Source organism: Variovorax sp. 10L421, assembly GCF_056395365.1.
Genome location: NZ_JBFTJJ010000006.1, coordinates 25,691 through 51,032, shown reverse-complemented (window position 1 = coordinate 51,032; position 25,342 = coordinate 25,691). Strand labels below are relative to the sequence as shown.

Below are 25,342 nucleotides of genomic sequence, written 5' to 3'. Positions count from 1 at the left end.
CCTTGCAGTAGCCGCATCAGCTTTCATGCACAGCTCTCGATGGCGACTACGGGCCAGCGACCTTGCACCGAACATCCGACGACGCTTTGGCCACTACCTTTTTGAACTCCCTGTCGCGCGCCATGAACGCATGCAGCATGTGAGGGATCAGCGCAACCGCATCGACGGCCTGTTCATATTCCCTACTGTGCAGTTCCGCGTACCGGTCCAGCGTCGTTTTCAGTTCAGCAGACACTGAGATCGTCAGCTTGACTACTTCCGCTTTCGGCAGTGGGCCTAGCCGAAGCTTGGTCTTGTTCATTGCAGATTCCCGCGATTGATAAACAGCGGCTGGTACGGCCGCAGAATGAGGTCCCTGTTCACCATCACCCGCATCGGAAACCCCGGCCGGATCGTCAGCGTCGGCTGAATGCTCGCGTTGCGCTTCGTGATCTCCTGCCCTACCTCGTTCACCGTATCCTGCGCCCCCTCGCGCACGGCGATCACGAGGCGATTGCCGTCCTGATCCGTCTGGTTCTGCGGTGCCGCCAGCTCTGCCCCTATACCGAGCAGCGTCGACAGCGCCGCGCCGGCCAGGATGCGACTCCAATGCCAGTCGACACCATCCTCCAGCCCAGCATGGCCGGCCGGATCGATCCCCGGCAACCGGTCCAGCGCCACCGACGACGTGTCTGGCAGGATCAGCCGCGTCCACACCAGCAGCACGCGCCGCTGCCCGAACGCCACCTGGCTGTCGTAGCGCCCGATCAGCCGCGATCCCTGCGGGATCAGCAGGTGGCGCCCCGTGGCCGTGTCGTAGACCGCCTCTGTCACCGTGGCGATCACCTGTCCCGGCAGGTCGGAGTTGATGCCCGTCACCAGCGCCGCCGGGATGATGGTCCCCGCCATCACCTGGTACGGCGAAGCCGGCAGTTGCAGGCCGCCGGCATTGCGCGTGGCCGTGTCACCGGCACTCGCCAGAAAAGCTTCCTTCCGGTCCTGGCGGTTCTGCGCCATCACCGGGTCGACCGGAGTAGCCACGGCCGGGCTCATCGCGCCCAAGGGATTGAACGGCTGCTGACCCGCCGACGTCCCAGACACATTGGCGGCAGTTGCGGACATGGCGTGCTCGGCAACAGTCCCCCGCTTCGCCGCAGTACCCTCGCCGCTGCGCCGGAAGAATACCGAGGACCGCGCCGCCTCCTCGGCCGCCAACCGTTCGGCCTGCGCCGGATCGACACCCTGCCCCGCCCTCGTCTCCATCGGCTGCTGCGCCTTCGCCATGGCCGACCCGAGGTCCCCCGGCAACGGCGGCCCCAGTACTGGTGGCGCCGGCTTCGGCGCCGGCGGCATCCCCGCATAGTCCTTCGGCAACTGGTCCAGGCCATCGGCCCGGGCCACGCGGTCGACGTTGTACAGCTCGGCGGCCGGGTCGCGCTCGCGCTTCTGCGACTGCAGCGACCACATTGTGCCGCCGAGCACGGCCGCGGCCAGGGTGCCGGCGCCGATCGCCAGCACGCGGCGGTTGAGTCGCACGACCGACCGGGCCTGCGCGCGCAGGGCCACCGTCTCCGGCGCAACCTTGGGCGCGACCTGAGACGATGGGGACGGTACGGTGTCCTCCGTACTCATGACCCACCACTCCGCGCCCCCGAGGCATCGCCATCCGTTCGCTCGATACGCACCACCTCGGCCTTGCCGTCCTTGAAGCCGCCCAGCCGCAGTTCCGCCGCACCGAAGAGGCGATCCACCACGTAGTACGGCGAGCGGAAGCGGTAGTTCACGAGCTGCCCGTCGCCCTGCGGCCCGATCACGAACAGCGGCGGCAGCTCGCCCTGCGCGATGCCGCCCGGGAACTGGATGTAGACCTTCTGCCCGTCGTCGAAGGCGCGCAACGGCTTCCAGGACGGCGCATCGCCGCTGATCGCATAGCGGAACCGGATCTGTTCCACCGACAGACCCGAATCCACAGGGGCCGCGGCCTGTGCCTCTTTCGCCTGCTTCTGCAACGCCAGCATCCGGTCCTTCGGATAATCCCAGGACACCGATGCCATCCAGGCCTGCGGCGTCGAGGACAGCTCGAGCAGGTAGGTGCGCCGATTCGTGGTGATGACCAGGTTCGTCTTCAGGCCCACGCGCGTGGGTTTCACGAGCACGTGGACACGCTGGCTCGCACCGCTGCCGCTGACCGTGTCCCCCACGATCCAGCGCACCGTGTCGCCGGCCGAGACCGCCACCAGTTCCTCGCCCTCCTGCAGCGCGATGACAGTCACGCGGCCCGGACTGGTGTAGACCTGATACAGCGCACCCTCTGCATACGGCCAGACCTGGATCGCATTGACGTAGCCCTCGCGGGTCGGCGCGACGCGGGCCTCTTCGTTGGCCCGCGAGACCCGCATCTTCTCGTCGGTGGGTTCCGGCGCCGGCTTCGCTTCCTGCGCGCTCGGCAGCGCCTTCATCTGCCCGGGCAGCGGAAGAGGCTTCGGCACCTCGACCACTTCGACGGGCGGGGTCGGTTCCGGCAACGGCTGCGCGGCGGCGGTCACCGGCTCGTCCAGCGGGATCGCCGGCGGCGGCTTGCCCTGCGTGGCACAACCGACAAGGACGGCCGCCCCGATCAGGATCGGTGCAAATGCGTGTTTACGGAAATCCGTCTTCATGGCTTGGTTCCTTTCGCTGTGTCCGCCGCATCGAGCTCGCGGCTCCAGGACAAACCGTTGACGTAGATGCCCAGCGGGTTCCTGCGCAGCCGCTCCTCGGTGCGCGGCGCCTGCAGCACGATCGCCAGCACCGCGGTCCAGCGCTCCAGCCCGGCCGCTTCGCCGTTGACGTAGCGCCGCTCGGTCCACCGCACCTGGAACGACGAATCGCTCGCGCGCACCACGCTGTTGATCTGCACCACCACCGAGCTCTCTCCGATGCGCGAGAACGGATCGTTGGCACGCGCGTAGTCGTTCAGCGTCGCAGCGCCGCGGTCCGTCGTGTATTCGTAGGCCTCGAGCCAGTTCTGCCGTACCACGATCGGATCGATCGACAGCGAGCGCACGTCGGTGATGAAGCGGGCCAGATGGTGTGCGATCTGCGCGTCGCTGGGCTTGTACGGCGTGGCGGCCTCGCCGACCGCACGCACCTGGCCGGCGTTGTCCACCTCGACGACGTAGGGCGTCACGATGGACTGCGCCGAGCGCCAGACCAGCCCACCGGCCATCAGCAGGGCCAGCGAGAGACAGCCGAAGGCCATCAGGCGCCAATTCTTCGCCTGCACGCGCGCGCCGCCGATACGCTGGTCCCAGACCTGTGCCGCAGCCTGATAAGGAGTGACGGGCTCGGGCGTGTCCGAGTACCGCACCTGGGGACGCTTGAATCGCATGGATGGTTCTCCTCAAAAGAAAACGGATCAGCCGTTGGACTCGTCGCGCAGGGTCGGGCCGGTGCCGCTGCCGCCGTGGTCGCCCGAGCGCAGCACGTGAGCCGTCGTCGAGGCCGCATGGCTCAGCTGCTGCTTGCGGCGCATCTGCCGGGCCCATGCGGGTTCGGGGGTGGGTCCACCGGCCTCCTCCGCACCGGCAGATGCCGCATTCCCCGTGGTCGCAGGCGCTGCGGCATCGGCCACGAAGCTCGCCAAGCGCTCCTTGACCGCCTGGGCGCCGGACGCGACGCGCTGGCCGACAGCGCCGGCACCGGTTTTCGCGAGATGGGCAAGGCCTGCGCCGACCGCGCGCACGCCACCGCCACTGGATGCCGCCGCGCCCGCCTGGTAGGCCGACTTCGCACCGGTCGCCAGACCGCTGGCCGAACGTGCGGCCGCTGCGCCGCCGCCGATGGCCGCACGCGCTGCCCCGGGCGCCATGCGCGCCCCCGCGGCCACGGCGGAACCCGTGCTTGCTACGGCCGCGCCACCAGCGACGGCCAGGCCCGCCGCACCCAGGGCCGTGCCCGCCGCCGCGCCGGCACCAAGCTGCGGCGCGCCCGACACCAGTCCGGTCGCGATTCCCGGCCCGAAGATTCCCAGGCCCAGCATCGCGAGCGATGCCAGCATGATCGTCAGCGCATGGTCGATGGACGGCTCGGCCCCGGGCGGCGTGCGGAACTCCGCGAAGAGGCCCGTGCCGATCCCCACGATCACGGCCAGCACCAGCACCTTGATGCCCGACGACACCACGTTGCCCAGCACCTTCTCGGCCAGGAACGCGGTCTTGTTCCACAAGGCGAAGGGCACGAGCACGAAGCCCGCCAGGGTCGTCAGCTTGAACTCGATCAGAGTGACGAACAGCTGCACCGCGAGCACGAAGAAGCTCACGATCAGCACCAGCCAGGCCAGGAACAGCACCGCGATGGTGTCCAGGTGGGCGAAGGTCTCGGGGAAGCCCGTCATCTCGCCGATCTGCTCCATGATCGGCCGGCCCGCCTCGATGCCGACTTGCGCGAGCCGGCCGGGCTGCAGGAACTGCGCCTGCGTCAGGCCGGAGCCCGATGCCACCAGGCCGAGCCCCGCGAACGAGCGGAACAGGACCCCGGCCAGCTGGTTGAAGTGGCCGATGATGAAAGCGAACGCACCCACATAGAGCACCTTGCGGATCAGCCGAGCGATCACGTCGTCGCCCTGCCCGCTCGCATGGCCCATGGCCCAGAACAGGCCGGCCAGCGTCATGTCGATCACCACCAGCGTGGCCGTGAGGAACGCCACCTCGCCGTGCAGCAGGCCGAAGCCCGAATCGATGTAGCGCGAGAAGACATCGAGGAAGCGATCGATGACCGCGACATCGTCCATCGCGTCAGTCCTTAGCGCCCGCGCCAGCCGGTGCGGCCGGTGCGGCCTGTGGCGGGACCGGATCGTTCGCATAGGGCGACTGGCCCCCGCTCATGAAGCGCTGCCGCGTGGCCTCGGCCACCGCATGGCACTGCGCGTCGCCCATCCGGGCGTGGTCGGCCTTGCACTGCGCGCGCAGATCCTTCAGCCGCTCGGGATTCGCGACCAGGGCTTCGACGGATTCGATCGTGAGCCGGGAAGGCTCGGACTTGCCGCAGCCCGCGAGCACCAGGACGGCGATGGCCGTGGTGATGAGGAGCAGGTTCTTCATGGATGTCCCCTCAGCTGCCATAGAAATTCACGCTGTAGGGCGTGTACGGCGTGCCGCTGCCCATGAAGCGCCGGCGCACCTCGCGCGCACGCTCCTGCACCGCCACCTGCCGCGCCTGCTCCAGCGCCGCGGCACGGTCCTGCGTGATCTGCAGCTGCTGCGCCTGGATCGCCTGGCGCGACTGCAACGCCAGCAGCTGGTTGGTCGCCTGCATCGCCTGCAAAGCACCCGTGGCGGACTGGCTGCGGTTCACGAGATCGGTCAGCGCCCGCTCGTCGGCGGCGAAGTTCTGCATCGCCTGCGACTGCACCTGCGTCGCCGTGCGGAGGGCCTCCAGCGAATTGCGCCAGCGCTGCCGCGCATCGCCGGCCATCTGCGCGCCGGACATCGCCGCTGAAAACGACTCGGGGTACAGCCGCTTGAACTCGTCCTCCATGCGCGAGACGTTGAACGCGAGCCCCTGCGCCTGCTGGATCAGCTGGTTTGTCGCCGCCAGCGTCGACTTGAGCTCGGACAGCGCACTGAAGTCCAGGCCCTGAAGGTTCCTTGCCTGGTTGCGCAGCATCTGCGCTTCGTTCTGTAGCTGCTCGACCTGGTTGTTGATCTGCTCCAGCGCGCGGGCCGCCGTCAGCATGTTCTGGATGAAGTTGGACGCATCGAACACGGTGTCGCCGACGCCGAAGATGGCATGCGCCGGCGAGGCCACACCGAAAGCGATCGCACTGACCGCGACCAGCGCGGCGATCCGGGGTTTGAAGGAAGACGGGAGGTTCATGGCATTGACTCCTGCGGGGTTGAGGAAAGAGATGGGGATGCAGATGGAAATGAAGGAATGAGGTCGGCCGCCCAACCGAGACCGCGGTGGCGCAGCCAGGCGGCCGCGAAAACCGAAGGCATCCGCGCGAACTGCGACGCCGCCACCGAGGCCTGCACGCGGTCGATCTCACGCTGGTCCTCGGGCGAGGCCGCGCCGGCAAACGCCAGCGCGACCGGCCCGAGCCCGAGCTCGAAGACCCGGTTGCCCAGGCGCGACTGGTAGTAGTAGTCGCGCTTGGGCTGCGCTGTGGCGACGATCTCGATCTGCCGGCGGTTGAGCCCGAAGCCCTCGTAGATCACGCGGATCTGCGGCTCCGTGGCCTGCGGGTTCGGCAGGAAGATCCGGCTCGCGCAGCTCTCCACGATGGCCGGCGCGATGCTCGAGTTTTGGATGTCGGCCAGGCTCTGCGTCGAGAAAATGACCGAGACGTTCTTCTTGCGCAGCGTCTTGAGCCACTGGCGGATGCGCGCGGCGAACACCGCGTCGTCGAGGAACAGCCAGGCCTCGTCGAGGATCAGCAGCGTGGGCGCGCCGTCGAAACGCTCGTCGAAGCGCGCGAACAGGTAGCCCAGCACGGCCAGCACGGCCGCCTTGCTGTGCATCAGTTCCTCCATCTCGAAACACTGGATGGAAGACGCCCGCAGCCGGTCCCGGTCCGCGTCCAGCAGTCGCCCGTGCGCACCGCCGAGCACATAGGGCGCCAGCGCCTGGCGCAGGGCATTCGACTGCAGCAGCACCGCCAGCCCGGTCATCGTGCGCTGTTCGGGCGGCGCGGTGGCGAGGCTGGCCAGTGCCGACCACACCATCTCCCGCTCGGCCGGCCCGACCTCCAGGCCCTCCTGTCGAAGTCGCCCTTCCACCCACTCCGCCGCCCAGGTGCGGTACCCATCCCGGTCGATGCGCGCGAGCGGCTGAAAAGCGATCTCGCCATCAGTCCCGAGGTCGTAGTGCTCGCCGCCCAGCCCCAGGATCGTGGCCCTCAACGAGCGCCCCATGTCGAAGGCCAGGATGCGCGAGCCCGGATAGCGGCGAAACTGCAGTGCGAGCGTGGCGAGCAGCACCGACTTGCCCATGCCGGTCGGGCCGACCACCAGCGTGTGCCCGACGTCGCCGATGTGTGTGACCAGCCGGAACGGCGTGGCGCCGTCGGTGCGTGTCACGATCAGAGGCGGGCCATCGAGATGCGCATTGCGCTCCGGTCCCGCCCACACTGCCGACACCGGCATCATGTGCGCGAGGTTCAGGGTCGAGACGATGGGCTGGCGCACATTGGCGTAGGCGTGGCCCGGGATCGACGACAGCCAGGCCTCGACCGCATTGAGCGTCTCGGGGATCGTCACGAAGCCCCGCACCTGAATGGCCCTCTCCACCGCGCGCAGCTTTTCATCGGCCACGGTGGCACTGGCATCGAGCACCGTCACGGTGGCCGTCGCGTAGCCGAAGGCCACCTGGTCGCTGCCCAGTTCCTGCAGCGCCGCATCGGCATCCGCCGCCTTGTTCGAGGCGTCCGAGTCGACCAGCGCGCTTTCCTGCTGGAAGATGGTCTCGCGCAGCAGCGCGACGATGTTCTTGCGCTTGGCGAACCACTGGCGGCGCAGGCGCACGAGCTCCTTCTCGGCCTCGGCCTTGTCCAGGCACAGGAAGCGCGTGCTCCAGCGGTAGGCGAAGCCCAGGCGGTTCAGATCGTCGAGCAGCCCCGGCCAGGTCGAGGTCGGGAAGCCGCGCACCGTCAGCACGCGCAGATGCCGGCCGCCGAGCATCGGCGCCAGCCCGCCCGTCAGCGGCTCATCGGCCAGCAGCGCATCGAGGTGCATCGCCACTTCGGGCAGCGCGACCGCATGCCGGCGTGTCGACACGCAGCCGTGCAGGTAGGTCAAGGTCTGCGCATCGCCCAGCCACTCGACCTCCGGCATCACGCCTTCGAGCAAATCGAGCAGGCGCTCGGTCTCGGAGACGAAGGTCTCCAGCCGTCCCTTCCAATCCGACCCGTCCGACGCACCCGATCCATCCTGGGCGCCGGTCCCAGCGCGCTCATAGAGCAGCCCCGCGGCGCGTGCCTTCGATTCCTCGGGCGGCAGGTACAGCAAGGTCAGGTGATAGCGGCTCTCGAAATGGCTCCCGTCTTCTTCGAACGCCGCGCGGCGCTCCTCGTCGAGCAGCCAGGACAGCGCCTCGGGGAACGACGACTCGGGATAGCCGGCCGCCTCGCAGCGCTCGGCCTCCACGAACAGCGCCCAGCCCGAACCCAGCCGGCGCAGCGCGTTGTTCAGCCGCGCCGAAGTGGCGATCAGTTCGCCCTGCGTCGCGCTGTCCAGATCCGGCCCGCGGAACCGCGCCGTGCGCTGGAACGATCCATCCTTGTTGAGCACGACCCCGGGTGCGACGAGCCCGGCCCAGGGTAGCCAGTCGGCCAGCAGCGCCGGGCGCTTGCGGTATTCGGCGAGATTCAGCATGACGTCTCCCCTGCTCGCCTCAGACATCGAGCAGCGGGCGCTGCTTGATGTGCCGCGCGAAGACCTGCATGAACTGTGGGTCCAGGCGCGCGCCCCAGACGGCCAGCGCGTGGCCGACGAGCCAGAGAAAAATACCGGGTAACCAGAGCTGAAGCCCGAGACCTACCGCGGCGGCCAGCGTGCCGTTGGCGATCGCCACGGTACGCGGCGCGCCGCCCAGCAGGATCGGCTCGGTGAGGGACCGGTGCAGCGGGATCTCGAAGCCAGGCGCAAGGGCGGTTGAGAAAGCGGTCGACTCACTCATGCCAGCACCGTTCCACCCGAGAAGCTGAAGAAGGTCAGGAAGAAGCTCGACGCCGCGAACGCGATCGACAGGCCGAACACGATCTGAATCAGTCGGCGGAAGCCTCCGCTGGTGTCGCCGAAGGCCAGAGTCAGGCCGGTCACGATGATGATGATGACCGCCACGATCTTGGCCACGGGCCCCTGGATCGAATCGAGGATCGACTGAAGCGGTGCTTCCCAGGGCATGTTCGAGCCGGCCGCCTGCGCGGGCAGCGCGATGGCCAGCAAGAGCATTGCCGCTGAAGCCGCGTGCAAAAGCGGCTTTGCGGAATTGCATGAAATCGTCATGACGGCTCTCCAGAAGACGACGGGGTTGAAGGGGAAGGACGAGATGAAGAGAGCAACGGAAAACCAGGCACCGCCGAGGTGTCGAGCTGGTAGCCCTCGTTGTCGTGGCCGATGACCCGTGCGATCTCGCGCACCCGCCGGGCACGGCCCCGCCCGGCGATGAAGACGATGACGTGGACCGCTTCGGCAATCAGCGCGCGCGGCACGGTCACGGAGACTTCCTGCACCAGTTGCTCCAGCCGCGTGAGGGCGCCCAGCGCGGAGCCGGCATGCACGGTGGCAATCCCCCCTGGATGTCCGGTGCCCCAGGCCTTGAGCAGGTCCAACGCCTCGGCACCGCGCACCTCGCCGACCACGATGCGGTCGGGCCGCAGCCGCAAGGTGGCGCGCACCAGGTCAGCCATCGCGGTCACGCCCCGCTCGGTGCGTAGGCTCACGTGATCGTCGGAGCGGCATTGCAGCTCCACCGTGTCTTCGAGGATCAGCACCCGGTCGCGCGTCTCGGCGATCTCGTCGAGCAGCGCGTTCGCGAGCGTCGTTTTGCCCGTGCTGGTGCCGCCCGCCACCACGATGTTCAGGCGCTCGCGCACTGCCTGCCGCAAAAACGCGGCCTGGTCCCCCGTCAGGATCCCGTCGGCCACGTACTGCGCAAGGCTCATGATGCGCAGCGCCCGCTTGCGGATCGCGAAGGACGGCGCGCGCACCACCGGCGGCAGCACGCCCAGGAAACGCTCGCCGGTCTCGGGCAGCTCGGCCGAGAGGATCGGCGTACCGGCATGCACCTCCGCGCGCACGTGCGCGGCGACTAGGCGGATGATGCGTTCGGCCACGGACGGCGGCAGCGCCGCGCCGGTCGGCGCGCGGCCCGTGCCGAGCCGGTCGACCCAGAGCGAGCCATCGGGATTGAGCAGCACCTCCACAACCTCCGGATCCGCAAGGGCTGCCGCGATCTCCGGCCCCATGGCCGTGCGCAGCATGCGGATGCGTCGAGCCACCGCGCCGTCCGCGGTGGCGCCGGTCAGCGACCCGGAAGAACGATCAGACGGCTGGACCATCAGCGGCCTCCTCCGGTTCCTCCGGCCCCGCGTGCGTTGGCGCCGCTTCAGGCTCGATCTCCTCATGGATCTCGCGTACCAGACTGCGCCCGCGCTGCAAGTGCCGCCCGAGCTGCTCGATGAACTGCACATAGCGGGCCCGCCCCTGCGCCCGTGCGGCCTCCTGCTGCCCTTCGGGCACCGAGATCGAGACGGTGAGGAAGTACCGGACATAGAGCGCCAGCGTCTCGATCAGGATGTTCTGGTCGCGCTCAAGCCGATCAAACTGGCGCGAGAGACGGTCAAGGCGCTTGGCGATCGCCGCCTCGCGCTGGTCGCCCCCATCGGGTGACAGGAACGATGCCAGTGCGGCGGCGATCACGGCAGACTTCGACACGCCCTTGTGCACCGCCAGACGATCCAGCCGCTTGGCGTGCTCCGGCTCGATGAAGATGTTGAGGCGAGTCCGGCTCATAGCGCGATCCCGTCGTCAGGGTCCAGTGCCGCGAGGCGCGCGGTACGCGTGCGCTGACGGTCCACGTCCCGCGGCCGCAGGGGCACGTCGCCCTCGTCATCGAGCACCAGCAGCCCCTCGTCCTCCTGTAGCGCTGACGGGTCGCGCGCGACCTCCAGCTCGGGCTTGAGTTGGTGGCCGCCGTCGTCGGCCAAGCCACCCGCATCGGCTGACGACAAAGCCTCGGGAGCGGCCAATGGCGCCAGTCCGCTCCAATCGTCGAGTCGCGCTGCAGGCCTGTCCGCGTAGAAGCCCGGAGCCAGCGCCGGTGGTGGCAGCACACGCCGCGTGAAGTTGCGGTCCTGGTAATAGCGCAGCTTCCTAGCCTTGATCGGCGGATGGCCCGAGACCATCACCACCGCCTCGTCGGGCGGCAGCTGCATCACCTCGCCCGGCGTCAGCAGCGGCCGGGCCGTCTCCTGGCGCGAGACCATCAGATGGCCCAGCCACGGCGCGAGCCGGTGCCCGGCGTAGTTGCGTTGCGCACGCAATTCGGTAGCCGTCCCCAGCGCCTCGGAGATGCGCTTGGCCGTGCGCTCGTCGTTGGTGGCGAACGTGATGCGCACGTGGCAGTTGTCGAGGATCGAGTGATTCGGGCCATAAGCCTTGTCGACCTGATTGAGAGACTGCGCGATCAGGAAGGCACGCAGGTCGTAGCCGGCCATGAACGCCAACGCCGACTCGAAAAAATCCAGCCGGCCCAGGGCCGGGAACTCGTCGAGCATCAGCAGCAGCTTGTGGAGCCGCGCGATGCCGTCGGAGCCGTCGAGCGATTCGGTGAGACGCCGGCCGATCTGGTTGAGGATCAAGCGGATCAGCGGCTTGGTGCGGCTGATGTCCGAAGGCGGCACCACCAGATACAGCGACACGGGATGTTCAGCAGAGATCAAGTCTGCGATACGCCAGTCGCAGCGCGAGGTGACTTCGGCCACCGTCGGGTCGCGATACAGCCCCAGGAAGGACATGGCCGTGGACAGCACCCCGGAGCGCTCGTTGTCGCTCTTGTTGAGGACTTCGCGTGCGGCCGAGGCGACAACCGGATGGACTTCCTCGTCCATGTGCCGCGTCGTCATCATCCGGTGCAGCGTTACCTCGAAGGGGCATGCCGGATCGGACAGGAAGTTGGCCACCCCGCGCAGCGTCTTGTCCTCCCACGCATACAGCACGTGGAGGATCGCACCGACCAACAGCGCATGGCTGGTCTTCTCCCAGTGGTTGCGGCGCTCCAGAGCACCTTCGGGGTCGACCAGGATGTCAGCGATGTTCTGCACGTCGCGCACCTCGTGGGCGCCACGGCGGACCTCGAGCAGCGGGTTGTAGGCCGCCGAGCGCGTATCGGTCGGGTTGAACAGCAGGCAGTGCGAAAAGCGCGCACGCCAGCCGGCCGTCAGGTTCCAGTTCTCGCCCTTGATGTCGTGGATCACGGCCGAGCCGGGCCAGGACAGCAGCGTCGGCACCACGAGCCCGACGCCCTTGCCGGAACGCGTGGGCGCGAAAGCCATCACATGCTCAGGACCGTCATGACGCAGATAGGAGCCGCCCTTGTCCGATGCCCTGCCGAGAAACACACCTGCTGACCTCATCAGGCCGGCCTTGGCGATCTCCTCGCACTCAGCCCAGCGGGCTGAGCCATAGGTCGTTACCCGCTTGGCCATCCGCGCGCGCCATACGGCCATCGCGATTGCTGCACCAGTGGCCGACATCCCGCTCGATGCAGCAATGGCCCCGCCGCGCTCGAACACCTGGGGAGCATAGGCGTCGTAGCAGTACCACCACTCGAACAGCTTCCATGGCTCGTAGACCGGCACGCCTAAAACCTCGAACCACCGGGCACCAAGCCTTGGCTGGTAACCGAGCGCTTGCGCCGTCCACTGTGTGGCAGCCCAGACCCCGCCGACCGCAGCGCCCAAGATGCCGATAATTTGTCCAAACAAGATCCCGTGGGCTGCTGCGTACATGAACCGACTCCTTCGCGCGCCTCGTTGTCACTAGGGATGTGCCTCAATGGCACCGCTCGCCAAAGTCTCGTTTCAAGCCACTCAATGGCACACCCAGCGGGGCGAGTCATGGCGTAGATCAGACGGCAACTCAACGCGCGGGCGTAGAGCTATGTCGTTCGTTCACGCCTTTGCAGCGGCTTGAAACGTCTTAGCGTGCGCGATGAAGCGCTGGAGAGCGCCGGGGAGTCCGCTACGGCGGTGCTTGTGCACCACGTAGGTCACGATGTGTTCAGCCTCGGCCAGTGGCACGACCACGACATCCGAACGGGCCAAGGTTTCGCCATGGCCGCTGTCGATCAGACCGACTCCCATCCCGGCCGCCACGCGAGTGACGTGGCCGGTGAGCGTATGCGCCTCGCTCGCGATTGTCGGCAGCAGTGTGTACCGCAGCATGATGCTTCGCATCTGATGCAACAAGCCTGGGTGCCGAGCTGCGGTGCAGGTCACCAGGGGAAAAGTGAGCAATTGGGCGATTGGAAGCATCGGACGCGCGGAGAGCGTGTGGTTCACCGGCACAATCGCCTGTGTGGAGTATCGCCAAGCTGGCTCTTGAGCGAGCGCATCATCTTCCGGCACGCCGAACGTGAAGCCCGCATCGAGCTCTTCGCGTTTCAGGGCGGCAGCAAGTTCTGTAGCCCGCATGTCGACCAGGTCCAGACGGACCTGCGGCGAGACCGAATGCCACTTCACGAGGCATTCCGACAACCTGGGTTGAGCGATGCCATCGGCCACGCCGATGCGCAGCGGCGCACGGAAGCACGCGTCAGTGGCCTGGACTGTCTGCTGGAGGCGATTGACGCGCAACAAGACTTTCCGTGCCTCCTCAAGCAGGCAGGTTCCGGCGGGCGTCAAGGCCAAGCCACGGGGATTTCGAACAAAGAGCGTGACCCCGAGCCTCTCCTCGAGATCGCGCACGGTGCGTGAGAGTGGCGTCGGGTCGATGTGCACGCGTTCAGACGCACGGTGGAAATTGAGCTCCTCCGCAACGGCGGTGAAGTAGCGCAAGTGGCGAAATTCAATCATCTGCTTCCCCAACTCCCGCTCCCTTTTCCGGGGCGGGAGCGTCGAATGCGTCAATCTGGCTGACTCCATCGCACCCCACGTGCGAGGCCAGTCGGGATGACGTCGCGGCGAAGCCTAGCGGTACATGCGCTGCATGTATCCTGTCACTTCTAACAGTTGACGGTTAGGGAAACAGGCTCGGTAGCCTCAACCCCGCAGCGTGAATACGACCGACAGGTACGAGAGCGGCGCTTCAAGGATCGCTTCCACTCCATGAAGCACGCTGGACTCGAAAAGAAGTGAGTCGCCTTGGCCGACGTTCACGACCTTGCCGCCGTACCGGTACTGTGCGCGTCCCGAGATCACGTACAGGAACTTGATCCCGGGGTGCTGAAAACTGCTGTAGGGCTCGGCCTGCGGCAGGAGCGTTACCAGATAGGGCTCAACGAACAAGTTCCCGGACAGCAGGTGCCCGAGCAACTCGTAGCGGTAGTCCTTTAGCGCACCCATGCGATTGACCATGACGCCGCGACCGGCCGGTACGAATGACCAGTCCGTGCGACGTGCCTGGTCGCAGAAGAATCGCGACAGCGGAACGTTCAGGCCGACAGCGATGCGATTGAGCGTCTCCACGGAAGGAGACACGAGACCACGCTCGACGCGGGAAAGCAGCGAAGCGGAGATGCCGCAACAGTGAGCCAGTTCGTTGCCCGAGATCCCGGCGGCCATCCGAAGCGCTTTGATCTGAAGCCCCAGCTGCGCCGCCGACTCGCTCCGCTGAGGATGGGGAGGACGGCGGCGCGGGCGCGACAGGGCGACCGGGACGCGCAGTTTCCCTGCCGTTGGGAATGGCGAGGCGGGAGCCAATTTCCTCATGATAGCCAACACACCCGGCGAGAAGGATGACGCGTTCGCGCATCCAGAGGGAAATTGGCGACTGTATGCGGCATGGATCCAACCCTCGAATCGTCTAAAAGTGATGATTAGTCTACATGGTATGTGACGATAAGTCCGTGGTCAATTGGTCTACAAAGAAGCCCAATCGCGGCCGTGATTTCACTGTCCGTTCGATTCGGGAAACGTCTGCGGGAACTCCGTAAAGAACGGGACCTTTCGCAAGAAGACTTCGCGGCGCGCTGCGGGCTCGACCGTACCTACGTCAGTGGCATGGAGCGCGGCGTGCGAAACCCTTCCCTGGCCGTGATCGAAACGCTGGCAGTCGCATTGGGAGTCCGCCTCGAGGAGTTGTTCAAAGGACTGTAGTGTCAATGGGGCCCTCGTCCTCCGATGAGCGCACCGCCATTCTTGATTTACCTCATCCTCTTTTGTGCGGTGAGCAAGCAAGGGCTCTAGCACGATCTAGGTTGCGCCACGAATGGACCCATCGCGAAACCTATCGGCAGAATCGAGTTGGACAATTTCAGATCGAAAGTCCGCGTTGGAGATGCGTCGCGAGACGCTCGGCGGTGTAGGTCGACAACCGGTTGCCAGTACGGGACGATGAAGGCCAAGCGCCACGCGAGCGACTGCGCGTCCTGGAAAGCCGTGTTGGCGCCGCGCACGCCAAAGATCGGGAGCAGGTGCGCGGCATCTCCGGCGAACAGCGCGCGGCCTTGCAAATAGTCCGGTATCGTCAGCGCACGCGCTGAGTACACCGAGCTCCAATCCATCTCTCAAGGCACCCCGCCGTGGCCCCTCATCTCGAGCTGTGCGTCGATCCACGCTTTCAGCGATTTCGGCTGCAGGGCCTGATCCGGCGTTTCCGCGCGCGGCAGCCGGTAGTCCACGCGCCAGATCCCGTGCGTTTCGCGGTGCATGAGGACCGTGTCCAGGATTCCACTCCGGGTCGAAGAAGGCGAGCCTCTCGATCGGCAAGGGCAGATCGACGCGGATGTCGGCAATAACGAAATACCCCTCATAAGAGGCACCTTCCAGCTGGATCCTCCTTAAGTGTTTAATCGATGCGCCTGTGTCAAGAGGACGCCGCTTCTGGTTCAAGGCGAGGCTCCCGTCGCAAGCGCACGGACAGCCCCTGAGAACGAAAGCGGCGCCGCCAAGTCCTAGCGCGGCTGGCGAGCGACTGCTTGATCGCTACTTGCTTGCCGAGGTGACTTTTTCTTTACCAATCCGGTTGATCACTACATAGTTGATCGCCGTCCAATAGTCCGACTTCTTCGGATCGGCAATGCGTTGAAGGTCGCCGGTCATGGCCCTGAAGCCGTCTGACATGACGTAGTCTTCTGCGTCGTTCATGCTGCGGAAATACATCAATGTGATGGCGTCGATACCGGCAGTCGGTTCGGCATAGAACGGTTTTCCTGGCTCCGCGCCGCCGATGTTCTGCAGCTGCACGTAGCGCGACACGAGCGCCTTGGTCGACGATTGGGCCGTGACCAGCTTTCTATGGCGACCCAGCCAGTCCTGCTGGAACTGATCACGCGTCAGATCGGCGCGTCGCGAATGAGTGAAGACCAGGATGATTGGGTCGCGACTATCCTTACTGGCGATGCGAATGTACTGCTTTGACAGGACCGGCGCCACCTGGCGGAACAGGACACGATCCTCGGGAAGAATCTTCGTCTGAAACTTCTCGCCGAATACCTTGCCAATGTCGTCCATACTGTGAAAGTTCAGATAGGCAATGCCGTCCCACCGAGGGCGCTTGTACTCGGGAATGTGCCCGATAACTTCAGGGTACAGCTTCCCTTTAGCGTCTGCAGGTGCCAAGTACGGCGGTGAGTTCGCAAGCATTGGGCCGGCAGGGAGCCGGTGTATCTGGTCGTAGCGCGTCAGCGATTCGAGTGTCGTGTCGGACGCATCCTCGGCATAGGTGAATCGCACGCCGTGGACCTTTCGCCAGTACTCGTCCCACTTTTCCCACCCGATGTTCGGGTCGCTTTCGAAGGCGTTGGCGCTTGGATCCGCTGCCGGATCGGCGATTGGTTTGCCGCCCCGATCCACCAGGTTGTCGGGGTCTCGTCCGCGCTGGGAAAGCGGACTGCTGTCGGCGCGAGCGAGAAAGCCGGTCATCACGATCAGCGGCTTGTCACTGCTTGCGATGGTCTTGGCGTGCGGTGGGCGCGCCAGCACCTCGCGCACGGATCCCTCGCTCGCAAAGGGTGTGTTTGAGTTCATGACTGCTGCAGTCTGGGCAAGAACTGCCATTGCGGCGACAAGGCCGCAAGCGACTGCGACCGCTGAGAGGTATCCACGCATTGATGTCTCCAGTTGCCGATCCCGTACGGAAACGACGCTGCGTGACGGTGCTCGGGTTAGCGAATGGAAAGCTCGTTGATGAGATAGGCGGTGGCGCACGCGACGTTCGCACCAAGCAAGCAGCAGATTGCACCTCCGTCAAAGGCGTCATGCGCCGCTGAGACGCTGTCAAACCAAAAGACTGCGAAGCCATCCGGTGGCGACGGCTCGCTCCAAAGCCTTTCTCGGCGCGCCGTGGACGCAGTCCAGTTCAACTCGAGGGGCAGGTTTGCCTCGCTGGCATAGCGAGTGATTGCAAGGCCGAATCGCTCCCTTGAAGACGTACCCAACAGGAACGGAACCATCACCTTGACGGGGCGATCCGTCCTGCCACTATCGTCGCCCTCGGTGTCGACAATGCAAAGCGTCCAGCCCTTCAAAAACACCGGTTCATCTGCAGGGATGTGACGCCGCCCGACGGCCGAGGCCTGGGCGGAGCGCATCGCTTCCTCATCCCGGAAGTACAGTTCCACGACTCCATCGACGGAAAAACGTGGAGGGTCGTCGGTCGTCCACAGCACCTTGTCCACCCGGTTGTGCGTGTATTTCGAGATGCCGTCCATCCCAAGCGCCAAGGCGGCGTGGGGGCCCGCCCAATAGCTCCGAAAATCGGCGGTAGAAAGACCTTCCTTCTTCGCCAGCAGGGTCATGCGCTTCATCATTTTTTTTACCCTTGACTTCAAACAACCCGACGCTCGGCGACCAGGAAGGCCGTGATTTCTCCCAGGAACGTCTTTGCATGCGCCATCGTCGTTTGGCCGGCGGGCGATGCGAAGGCATCCTGCAGCGTCTGCTCATCTTTGAACCAAAGCTCCACGATGCCGTCGATCGGCAGGGTGTCATAGTCACAGGGCTTGCCCTTCTCGCGCTCTCGGACGATGACGACGTTTTGCCGATAGCCGCTCACGCCAGGCATCTTCCGCACCAGATCGCCGTGAATCTTCCATTCGCGCTGGAAGTCGTCTTCGCTCAGCGTCGGCAGCCGCTTGATGACGGACATCCGCTTCAGCAGCTTGGCTCGTTCGTCCTCGCCCGGCAGCGGAATCACAACGGATTGCTCCGCCGTGACGATGTGCAACTCGCCGAGAAAGTGGTTCTCGTCCGCGATGAGCGCGGCCGCCATATCGCTGTCATTGAACGCGTGGTTCGCCCTGTCCACATCGTCGAACCAGAGTTGCGAGAACCCGTCGAAGTCCCACGGTCCCCGCGCAAAGTCGATTCCGCGTTGCACGCGGTCGACGACGGGGTTCTGCCAATACGCGCGGAGGTTGGGTGCACGCGCGGCCAGCGCGCCGTGGTTGTCCCTCCAGTAGACATTGAATTTGTCAAAAGTCCAGTCCGTCTTCTTGCGGATCAATCCCATACGTACATTCATGATGTGACTCGTTGGTCTACTTGAGAGGGGAAACAAGGGCATCCGCCGCTTGGGCGCGGGCGCGAGCTAGGCCCGGAGCCCGCTTGGCGAGCCAGACGCCATGCCGTACCGGCCAGCGCTCATAGCCAGGATCCACGCCCAATGTCAGCGCAGCGTGATGTGCCCAATAGGGATCAAACAAGGCCTCGCGCCCGAGGGCAATCAGGTCGGCCTTGCCTTCCGCGAGCACCGCCTCTGCCTGGCTCGCGTCGACGATCATTCCGACCGCTTGGGTCTTGATATTTGCTTCGTTGCGGATCCGTTCCGAGAAAGGGACCTGGAAACCCAGGCCTCGCGGCACGGGCAGCGCGCGGGTTTCTTCCGTCAGTCCGCCCGACGAGCAATCGATCACGTCGACACCGCAGCTCGCGAGTTCTCGCGAAAGCACGATCGAGTCCTCGAGGGTCCACCCATCCACGCTGCCATCCACCGCGGACAGACGGCAGAAGAGTGGCTTGCTCGCGGGCCAGGTCGCGCGGACCTTGCGTGCAACTTCGAGGGCCAGATGCATGCGCCCTGCAAGGTCACCGCCCCATTCGTCCTCTCGATGATTCGAGTTGGGAGACAAGAAGCTCGCGACCAAGTAGCCGTGGCCGAAGTGCAGTTCCACAACATCGAATCCGGCCTTGTCGGCACGGACGGTTGCGTCAACAAAGCTCTGAACCACGTCGGCGATGCCGTCTGCGTCGAGCGCACGCGGAGCGGACCAACCGGGTCCCGCCGCCAGCGCGCTGGGCCCGAGCCGCTCCCAAGGTTCTGCATCGGCTGCGAGACGCGCTTCCGACAGCGCTGCCCCGCCTTCCCACAAAGGTTCGCTGCCTGATTTGCGGCCGGCGTGGGCCAATTGCACCCCGATAGCACCGCCGTTGGCATGTATGAAATCAACGACCTGCTTCAATGGTTCGATCTGGCTGTCGTTCCACAGACCCAGATCGGCGGTACCGATGCGCCCGCGGGGATCGACGGCCGTACTTTCCGTGAGGATCAATCCCGCGCCTCCCAGCGCGAATTTTCCGAGATGAACCATGTGCCACGGCGTCGCACGCCCCGCCTCGGCGGCGTGCTGGCACATGGGCGAGATCACGACTCGATTCTTCAGCTCGAGCTCGCGGAGCCGGATCGGTTGGAAAAGAAGGGGTTCATGAGATTTCATGGCAAAGGCTTTCTGATCATGGAGCGATGGCCGCCGCAGTTGCCGACTGACGCGCGCCCAGATAGGTGCCGCCCATCACTGCGAGGAAACCGAAGAGGTGCCAAAGGGTCAGCCGCTCGCCGAGAAGCAACGCCGCGAAAGCGACGCCGAACACCGGGACCCAGTAAAGAAATACGGCTGTCCGTGCCACACCGATGCGTGCGATGGCCCCGTTCCAGACGAGGTTGGAGAGGGCCGTGGCCATGACGCCTGAGAACAGAATGAACGCCCAGGCGCGCCAGCCAGGAAAGAGCGTTGCCATGTCTAACACCGGAGCCTCGAGCCCGGCATGCAAAGTCAGCAGCAACGATCCGACGAGATAGATTGCCCAGCTGATGGTCAAGGTGTGCATGTTGCGAGCCAGACGCTGGACGATCGCGCCGCCTGCGGCGAAGCTCACGACCGCCGCAACCAGCATAAGATCTCCGGCACCGGCGCTGGAGAGGCCGGCGCCGGGGTGGCTCAGCACGACGGCTGCGACCCCTGCGAAGCCCAGCACAACGCCAAGAAGGCGCGAGACCGTCAGTCGCTCGCGAAAGGCTACTGCTGCCAACAGCGCGGACACCAATGGGCTCAACGCCATGATCAGCGCGCCGTTCGTGGCCGTTGACCGCAACAAGCCCTCGGCAAACAGGATCTGGTTGAGATACACCATCAGCAAGGCGCAGACGACGATCGCCCCTCCCTGGCGCACAGACACTGACGGTAAGCCGCAGCGTTTCCAAAGAACGACCATGGACAACGCGCCGCATGCCACCAGCATCCGCAAGGCCGCCAGGGTTGTTGGGTCGAAGATCCCGGTGAGCACCTTCACCGCTGACACGTTCAATCCCCAGATTGCCATTGAGGCGATCAAAGTTGACTGGACGGCGGTGGTATTCATTTCGCGCGTAGCCATCAGACCTCCTTCAGCTGCCTGTTGCGCTCACCGACCAGAAACGCGAATGCGCCTGCCAACAGGAGCAGCCCCACGGCGGAAGAGGCAAACACCATGGAGGACGAGAATCGGTCGACCATCCATGCCGCGGACAAGATGCCCAGCGACTGACCGAGAAAGAGAACGCATGCAAACAGCGACATTGCGGTGCCCCGAGCAGCAGGCGCCATCTGCGTCGCATTGGTTTGCAAGGTGTTGTGCAATGCGTAGAAGCCGAACCCCGCGACGAGACAAGCCGGCAGCGCCCAAAGCCAAGACGGCGCAAACGCCACCGACGCAAAAGCAAGTCCCAGGCAAACTCCGCCGAGCTTCGCCAACCCTGTCTCGCCGAAACGCCCCAGCAATCGACGGGCGCAGCGGCTATACAAGAGGCCACCCACGCCGTAGAGCGCAACAATGGCGCCCGCTGCCGGCATCGACAGGTGGAAAGCAGCGTGCAGGTGGGAAGGAATGAAGGCTAGCGCGCTGAATGCCAGAGCGCCCTCGATGAAGGTCACGACCAGCACCACCCTGGCCCAGGGCTGGGACAGGACATCCAGTACCCGGCGCCCGATGCTCCCGGTATCAACACCCTTGGAATGCGCAACAGCGCTCACCTTCCTCGTCAACATGGCCCCGCTGACCAGGAAGATCACGGCGAGGGCGAGGAACGGCGATCGCCACCCGAACAGGTCGGAGAGGAGCCCGCCGAACCACTGGCCGCAGATCATGCCGAAGACCGTGGCGCCGAGAAGGCGCGCCAGGACTTCCTGGCGAGACTCGTACGAAACGCTGTCGCCGATCCACGCCATCGTCAACGGAATGATCCCCGCGGCCGCCATCCCCGTCAGAACGCGGCTGACGATCAACCAGTCCAGGCTCGGGGAAAAAGCCGAGGCGAGGGAACCGATCGTGCAAGCCAGGGTCGCGAAGCCGACCACGCGCGCTTTCCCGTGACGATCCCCCAAGGGCCCATAGAAAAGTTGAAGGACACCATAGGCGAGTGCGAAGGCCGAGATCGCCCGAGCCGCCTGTCCCGTCGTTGCAGAGAACTCCGTCGCCAGCGACGGAAGCATGGCGTCACAGATCCTCATCGATGCCATGCTGGCAAATCCGCACAGACTGAGCAGCCAGAGCGTCTTCGAATCAAGGGAATGGGTGGCCATTGATGCGCTTGCTCCGCCGATGACAGCCGCGCTCGTGTTCATGGCATCAGTTCCGGTGCCAAGACCAGATCGACATCGAGCATTTTGCGGACCCCGACCCCAGGGGCCGCCTCTTGGTCGCAGCTCATCGAGACGATCTGCACGAGCGAGAGGGCTTTGTTCAATTTGCTTCTACCGTGCCGACTACTTCGCCCAACCCGATGCGGACTGCGCCCTCCCGTTCGCACCATCCACGCATGATCAGCGCGTCACCATCCTCCAGAAAGGTCCGCTTCTCACCGTTGGGAAGGTCGATCGGCTGCTTGCCACCGTTGGTGAGCTCCATCAGCGAGCCAGCCTCCTCGCTTGCAGGGCCGGACAAGGTGCCCGATCCAAGCAAGTCCCCGGGCTGCAGGTTGCATCCATTGACCGTGTGATGGGCGATCAACTGCGCCGGAGTCCAGTAGGCCGCCCGATTACTGTTGGTACGCGACAGGCGCACGGGCGGTACACCAGCTTCTCGCATCTTGGCCGTCTGCAGAAGGACTTCCAGTTCGATGGAAAATGCGCCCTTCGCCCGATTCATCTCAGAGTCGAGATAGGGAAGCGGCTGCGGGTCGCCTGCCGCCCGGTCGAACGCCACCCTGAAAGGCGCCAATGCTTCGGTTGTGACCATCCACGGCGACAAGGTGCTTGCGAAATTCTTCGAGAGGAACGGCCCGAGCGGTTGGTATTCCCAGCCCTGGATGTCGCGCGCCGACCAGTCGTTGAACAAGGTCACGCCGAACAGATGAGCTTCCGCTCCGGCTATATCTATCGGCTCGCCTTGCTCATTGCCCTGGCCAACAAACCACCCGAGTTCGAGTTCGTAGTCCAAGCGCTTCGAAGGGCCGAAGTTTGGTGAATTCGCGTCGGGCGCTTTCGTCTGCCCTTGCGGGCGCTTGAAGCGTTGGCCGCTGATCCCGATCGATGAGGCACGCCCGTGGTAACCGATGGGCACCCATTTGTAGTTCGGCAGGAGCGGATTTTCCGGCCGGAACTGTTTTCCGACCGTCGTCGCGTGATGTACGCTCGTGTAGAAATCCGTGTAGTCACCGATGCGGCATGGCACGTGCATGGTCACTGTGCTCTGGCTGACCAGTGCGCCTTCCCATTCGGCTTGCCGGGCACTTCCTTCGGCCAGTCCCCGAGAAATCAATGCACGCAATGCCGAGCGCTTCTCAGGCGTCGCGGCCATCAGCGCGTTCATGTCGTCCGTGTCGATCAGGCCCGCCTTGCGGAGATCGAGGATGCAATCCCCGATGGCGACGCCAATCCGGGGCGCTGCATCGGCGCCTATGCTGAAACGTCCGAACGGCAGGTTCTGAATCGGGAAATCAGAGCTGGCCTGGTTAGCCGAGGGGATCCAGCTGCGCAACTGGGGGGTGTGAGTGGCATCGATTGAGGTCATGATTTGTACTGATCCTTGAGGCCGGCCCAGCAGTCGGCATAGTCCGAATCGAGTGCGGGGCTTTGCATCGCGAACTCGGTGGGGATGAAGCGGTAGCGGCTTTCGAACATGAAGGCCAGCGTGTTGTCGAGCTTCTGCGGCTTGAGGTCGCCATGGCTTGCCTTTTCGAAGGCTTCCTCGTCGGGACCGTGCGGAACCATGCAGTTGTGCAGGCTGGCGCCGCCCGGCTTGAAGCCGCCGGGCTTGGCGTCGTACTCGCCATAGACCAGGCCCATGAACTCGCTCATGAGGTTGCGGTGATACCAAGGCGGACGGAAGGTGTCCTCCATCACGAGCCAGCGTGGTGGGAAGATCACAAAGTCGCAGTTGGCCGTGCCGGGCGTGTCGCTCGGCGAGGTCAGCACGGTGAAGATCGACGGGTCCGGATGGTCAAAGCTGATGGACCCGATGGTCATGAAGTTGACCGTGTCGTACTTCACTGGTGCCAGATTGCCGTGCCATGCGACGACGTTGAAGGGGGATTGCTTGGTCGGCGCCGACCAGAAGCGGCCGCCGAACTTCTTGATTAATTCGTAAGGGGTTATCGCGGCCTCGTAAGCAGCCACAGGCGCCTGGAAATCGCGTGCGTTCGCGAGCCCGTTGGAGCCGATCGGGCCGAGTTCGGGCAGGCGAAACTGCGCACCGTAGTTCTCGCAGAGATAGCCGCGCGACAATCCGTCGGGCAATCCCACCTTGAAGACCACGCCGCGCGGCACCAGCGCGATCTCGCCGGGCTTGACTTCGAGGACACCCATCTCCGTCGTGATGACCAGACGGCCTTGCTGCGGCACGAAGAGCATCTCGCCGTCCGCGTTGACGACAGCGCGCCGATCCATGGACTCGCTTGCGACGTAGACATGCGCGGCGATGCCGGATTGAGCTTCGGCGTCGCCATTTGCGGCGAGCGTTCGCACGCCGTCGATGAAGTCGACGTTTGCGTTCTCCATGGGAATCGGCGCCCAGCGCATCGGCTCAGGAGGCAACGCGATCTCTGAATTGGCGCCGGTCTTCCATAGCGCCTGCGCGTAGGGCTTGTAGCGGCCGGAGACCACGGAGGGTTGTCGCCGGTACATCCACGTGCGACGGTTTTCGTGGCGTGGCGCAGTGAAGGCCGTCCCGGAAATCAGCTCAGGGTACAGGTCGTGCGGTGCACGCTGCGGACTGTTGCGGCCCTGCGGCAATGCGCCGGGCGCGGCTTCTGTGGCGTATTCGTTGCCGAATCCGCTCTGATAGCGGAGCTCGGTGGCCGATGCGTTCGTCATGATGTCCTTCCGAAAATGGTTTTGCGCGAATGACAGCGCCGTCACGTTGAGTGCATTCGTTCCGGATGAGCACACCCCCGCGGCCGCAGGGCCACAGTCCTTTTCTTGGCGATCGCCCAGGGGACGAGAGCCCCCTGCCGTTGAACCCGTCGCCGCCGGAAAGCGGGCGATTCAAGAGCGGGGGCAACTCTGTGGATCAGCCCTCGAGCGTCTTCCACATCTCGACGTCACGCTCTGCGGTCCAGATACGCGGGTCGACGTATTTCGTGGCCTCGTCGTAGCAGCGCGTGACGTCGAATGGCATGCAGTGATCGAAGATCACCCAGTGGCCATACTTGGGCTTCAACGCGGCGAAGGTGTCCTTGTAGACCGTGTTCAGGTCCTTGCCCGCCGAGACACCCTTCTGAACGTTGGCATAGACATCGGAGATGAAGTCGCGTGTTTCGCTCAGGCCCTTGGCCACGTCCTCGGGGGTGGTCAATGCAGCGCCGCGACCCGGCACGAGCGCCTTGGGCTTGAGAGCAGCAAGATTGTTCAGCGTTTGCGGCCAGTCCTTGAAGTAGGCGTCGCCGGCGTAAGGCGTTGCGCCGAATTCGACGAGGTCGCCCGACAGCAATGCGCCTTCGCCCGGTAGCCAGACCACCGTGTCGCCCTTGGTGTGGCCGCGGCCCAGCTGCAGCAGTTGCACCTCGAGCTTGCCGAGCCACAGGGTCATCTTGCCGGTGAAGGTCATGGTCGGCCAGGTCATGCCGGGCGGCACAGTCTCAACGCCGGCGAACAGGCGCGGGAAGCGGCCGATCTCGCTCGCCTTGTCCTGCTCGCCGCGCTCGACGATCAGGTCGTAAGTGTCCTGGCTCGCTAGGATGTGTTCGGCACCGTACGCGCTTGCACCCAGCACGCGCACCGCGTGGTAGTGCGTCAGCACGACGTACTTGATGGGCTTGTCGGTCACCTCGCGGATACGGCGGATCACGTCCTGCGCCATCGCCGGGGTGGCCTGCGTGTCGGCCACCAGCACGGCGTCGTCACCAATGATGATGCCGGTGTTGGGATCGCCCTCGGCCGTGTAGGCCCAGGCGTGCTCGGAAATCTGGCTGAAAGTGACCTGCTTTTCCTCGAGGTCGGCTTGCGAGGCGAATTTCTTGGTTTGGCTCAT

Annotated in this window: 26 protein-coding genes and 1 pseudogene; 1 reads left to right on the top strand and 26 read right to left on the bottom strand. The window is 65.0% G+C overall.

Features of this window, described 5'->3' with window-relative positions:
* Positions 1–46: 46 nt before the first annotated feature.
* From AC1DFC_RS11075 to AC1DFC_RS11005, 15 genes are all read right to left on the bottom strand, one after another.
* Positions 47–301, bottom strand: a complete 255-nt coding sequence (locus AC1DFC_RS11075) for a DUF2274 domain-containing protein (protein ID WP_478179234.1) — start codon at positions 299–301, stop codon at positions 47–49.
* Positions 298–1,611, bottom strand: coding sequence for a TraB/TrbI/VirB10 family type IV secretion system protein (locus tag AC1DFC_RS11070; protein WP_478179233.1), 1,314 nt, complete (start codon positions 1,609–1,611; stop codon positions 298–300). Before AC1DFC_RS11070 ends, AC1DFC_RS11075 begins: the two co-directional genes overlap by 4 nt.
* Positions 1,608–2,639 carry a P-type conjugative transfer protein TrbG gene (gene trbG, locus AC1DFC_RS11065; RefSeq protein WP_478131888.1) on the bottom strand — a complete coding sequence of 344 codons (1,032 nt, stop codon included), beginning with the start codon at positions 2,637–2,639 and terminating at the stop codon, positions 1,608–1,610. Before trbG ends, AC1DFC_RS11070 begins: the two co-directional genes overlap by 4 nt.
* Complete coding sequence (gene trbF / locus AC1DFC_RS11060) at positions 2,636–3,349, bottom strand: conjugal transfer protein TrbF (RefSeq protein WP_478131887.1); 714 nt, start codon at positions 3,347–3,349, stop codon at positions 2,636–2,638. Before trbF ends, trbG begins: the two co-directional genes overlap by 4 nt.
* Before the next feature lie 27 nt (positions 3,350–3,376).
* A complete protein-coding gene (gene trbL / locus AC1DFC_RS11055) occupies positions 3,377–4,750 on the bottom strand; it encodes a P-type conjugative transfer protein TrbL (protein ID WP_478179232.1) in 1,374 nt (457 codons plus the stop codon).
* A gap of 4 nt (positions 4,751–4,754) precedes the next feature.
* The gene (locus tag AC1DFC_RS11050; RefSeq protein ID WP_478179231.1) at positions 4,755–5,060 is read right to left on the bottom strand and encodes an EexN family lipoprotein; all 306 of its coding nucleotides are present in this window, start codon (positions 5,058–5,060) and stop codon (positions 4,755–4,757) included.
* A gap of 10 nt (positions 5,061–5,070) precedes the next feature.
* Positions 5,071–5,835 (bottom strand): P-type conjugative transfer protein TrbJ, encoded by a 765-nt coding sequence (gene trbJ, locus AC1DFC_RS11045; RefSeq protein WP_478179230.1) that lies wholly within the window; start codon positions 5,833–5,835, stop codon positions 5,071–5,073.
* Positions 5,832–8,330 (bottom strand): conjugal transfer protein TrbE, encoded by a 2,499-nt coding sequence (trbE, locus tag AC1DFC_RS11040; RefSeq protein WP_478179229.1) that lies wholly within the window; start codon positions 8,328–8,330, stop codon positions 5,832–5,834. Before trbE ends, trbJ begins: the two co-directional genes overlap by 4 nt.
* Positions 8,331–8,349: 19 nt before the next feature.
* Positions 8,350–8,634 carry a VirB3 family type IV secretion system protein gene (locus AC1DFC_RS11035; protein ID WP_478131882.1) on the bottom strand — a complete coding sequence of 95 codons (285 nt, stop codon included), beginning with the start codon at positions 8,632–8,634 and terminating at the stop codon, positions 8,350–8,352.
* Entirely contained in the window at positions 8,631–8,963 is a 333-nt protein-coding gene (locus tag AC1DFC_RS11030; RefSeq protein ID WP_478131881.1) for a TrbC/VirB2 family type IV secretion system protein, read from the bottom strand. Before AC1DFC_RS11030 ends, AC1DFC_RS11035 begins: the two co-directional genes overlap by 4 nt.
* The gene (gene trbB, locus AC1DFC_RS11025; protein ID WP_478131913.1) at positions 8,960–9,940 is read right to left on the bottom strand and encodes a P-type conjugative transfer ATPase TrbB; all 981 of its coding nucleotides are present in this window, start codon (positions 9,938–9,940) and stop codon (positions 8,960–8,962) included. Before trbB ends, AC1DFC_RS11030 begins: the two co-directional genes overlap by 4 nt.
* Positions 9,941–10,001: 61 nt before the next feature.
* Positions 10,002–10,472 (bottom strand): CopG family transcriptional regulator, encoded by a 471-nt coding sequence (locus AC1DFC_RS11020; RefSeq protein ID WP_478131880.1) that lies wholly within the window; start codon positions 10,470–10,472, stop codon positions 10,002–10,004.
* Positions 10,469–12,469 (bottom strand): conjugal transfer protein TraG, encoded by a 2,001-nt coding sequence (locus tag AC1DFC_RS11015; RefSeq protein WP_478131879.1) that lies wholly within the window; start codon positions 12,467–12,469, stop codon positions 10,469–10,471. The genes AC1DFC_RS11020 and AC1DFC_RS11015 overlap by 4 nt, the downstream gene beginning before the upstream one ends.
* 162 nt (positions 12,470–12,631) lie before the next feature.
* Positions 12,632–13,516, bottom strand: a complete 885-nt coding sequence (locus AC1DFC_RS11010; RefSeq protein ID WP_478179228.1) for a LysR family transcriptional regulator — start codon at positions 13,514–13,516, stop codon at positions 12,632–12,634.
* Positions 13,517–13,720: 204 nt separating this feature from the next.
* On the bottom strand, positions 13,721–14,269 hold the full coding sequence (locus tag AC1DFC_RS11005; RefSeq protein WP_478131912.1) for a helix-turn-helix domain-containing protein: 549 nt from the start codon (positions 14,267–14,269) through the stop codon (positions 13,721–13,723).
* Between the two features lie 294 nt (positions 14,270–14,563).
* On the opposite strand from AC1DFC_RS11005, the gene AC1DFC_RS11000 reads away from it, so the two are divergent.
* Positions 14,564–14,776, top strand: a complete 213-nt coding sequence (locus tag AC1DFC_RS11000) for a helix-turn-helix domain-containing protein (protein WP_478131877.1) — start codon at positions 14,564–14,566, stop codon at positions 14,774–14,776.
* Positions 14,777–15,012: 236 nt separating this feature from the next.
* Here AC1DFC_RS11000 and AC1DFC_RS10995 read toward each other — a convergent pair.
* The 11 genes and pseudogenes from AC1DFC_RS10995 to AC1DFC_RS10945 form a co-directional block, all read right to left on the bottom strand.
* Positions 15,013–15,448, bottom strand: a pseudogene (locus tag AC1DFC_RS10995) (FAD-dependent monooxygenase); the annotation flags it as partial.
* A 156-nt stretch (positions 15,449–15,604) separates the two neighbouring features.
* Entirely contained in the window at positions 15,605–16,729 is a 1,125-nt protein-coding gene (locus AC1DFC_RS10990; RefSeq protein ID WP_478131876.1) for an EthD domain-containing protein, read from the bottom strand.
* A gap of 56 nt (positions 16,730–16,785) precedes the next feature.
* Positions 16,786–17,430, bottom strand: coding sequence for an EthD domain-containing protein (locus tag AC1DFC_RS10985; RefSeq protein ID WP_478131875.1), 645 nt, complete (start codon positions 17,428–17,430; stop codon positions 16,786–16,788).
* 17 nt (positions 17,431–17,447) lie between these two features.
* The gene (locus tag AC1DFC_RS10980) at positions 17,448–18,143 is read right to left on the bottom strand and encodes an EthD domain-containing protein (RefSeq protein WP_478179227.1); all 696 of its coding nucleotides are present in this window, start codon (positions 18,141–18,143) and stop codon (positions 17,448–17,450) included.
* Between the two features lie 16 nt (positions 18,144–18,159).
* Positions 18,160–19,335, bottom strand: a complete 1,176-nt coding sequence (locus tag AC1DFC_RS10975) for an NADH:flavin oxidoreductase/NADH oxidase (RefSeq protein WP_478131873.1) — start codon at positions 19,333–19,335, stop codon at positions 18,160–18,162.
* A gap of 16 nt (positions 19,336–19,351) precedes the next feature.
* Positions 19,352–20,272: a DMT family transporter gene (locus AC1DFC_RS10970; RefSeq protein ID WP_478131872.1), complete on the bottom strand. Its 921-nt coding sequence runs from the start codon at positions 20,270–20,272 to the stop codon at positions 19,352–19,354.
* A complete protein-coding gene (locus AC1DFC_RS10965) occupies positions 20,272–21,498 on the bottom strand; it encodes an MFS transporter (RefSeq protein ID WP_478131871.1) in 1,227 nt (408 codons plus the stop codon). The genes AC1DFC_RS10970 and AC1DFC_RS10965 overlap by 1 nt, the downstream gene beginning before the upstream one ends.
* Positions 21,495–21,620 carry a hypothetical protein gene (locus AC1DFC_RS10960; protein ID WP_478131870.1) on the bottom strand — a complete coding sequence of 42 codons (126 nt, stop codon included), beginning with the start codon at positions 21,618–21,620 and terminating at the stop codon, positions 21,495–21,497. Before AC1DFC_RS10960 ends, AC1DFC_RS10965 begins: the two co-directional genes overlap by 4 nt.
* Positions 21,617–22,885, bottom strand: a complete 1,269-nt coding sequence (gene fahA, locus AC1DFC_RS10955) for a fumarylacetoacetase (protein ID WP_478131869.1) — start codon at positions 22,883–22,885, stop codon at positions 21,617–21,619. The genes AC1DFC_RS10960 and fahA overlap by 4 nt, the downstream gene beginning before the upstream one ends.
* The gene (hmgA, locus tag AC1DFC_RS10950) at positions 22,882–24,186 is read right to left on the bottom strand and encodes a homogentisate 1,2-dioxygenase (RefSeq protein ID WP_478131868.1); all 1,305 of its coding nucleotides are present in this window, start codon (positions 24,184–24,186) and stop codon (positions 22,882–22,884) included. The genes fahA and hmgA overlap by 4 nt, the downstream gene beginning before the upstream one ends.
* Positions 24,187–24,382: 196 nt before the next feature.
* On the bottom strand, positions 24,383–25,342 hold the full coding sequence (locus AC1DFC_RS10945) for an MBL fold metallo-hydrolase (protein ID WP_478131867.1): 960 nt from the start codon (positions 25,340–25,342) through the stop codon (positions 24,383–24,385).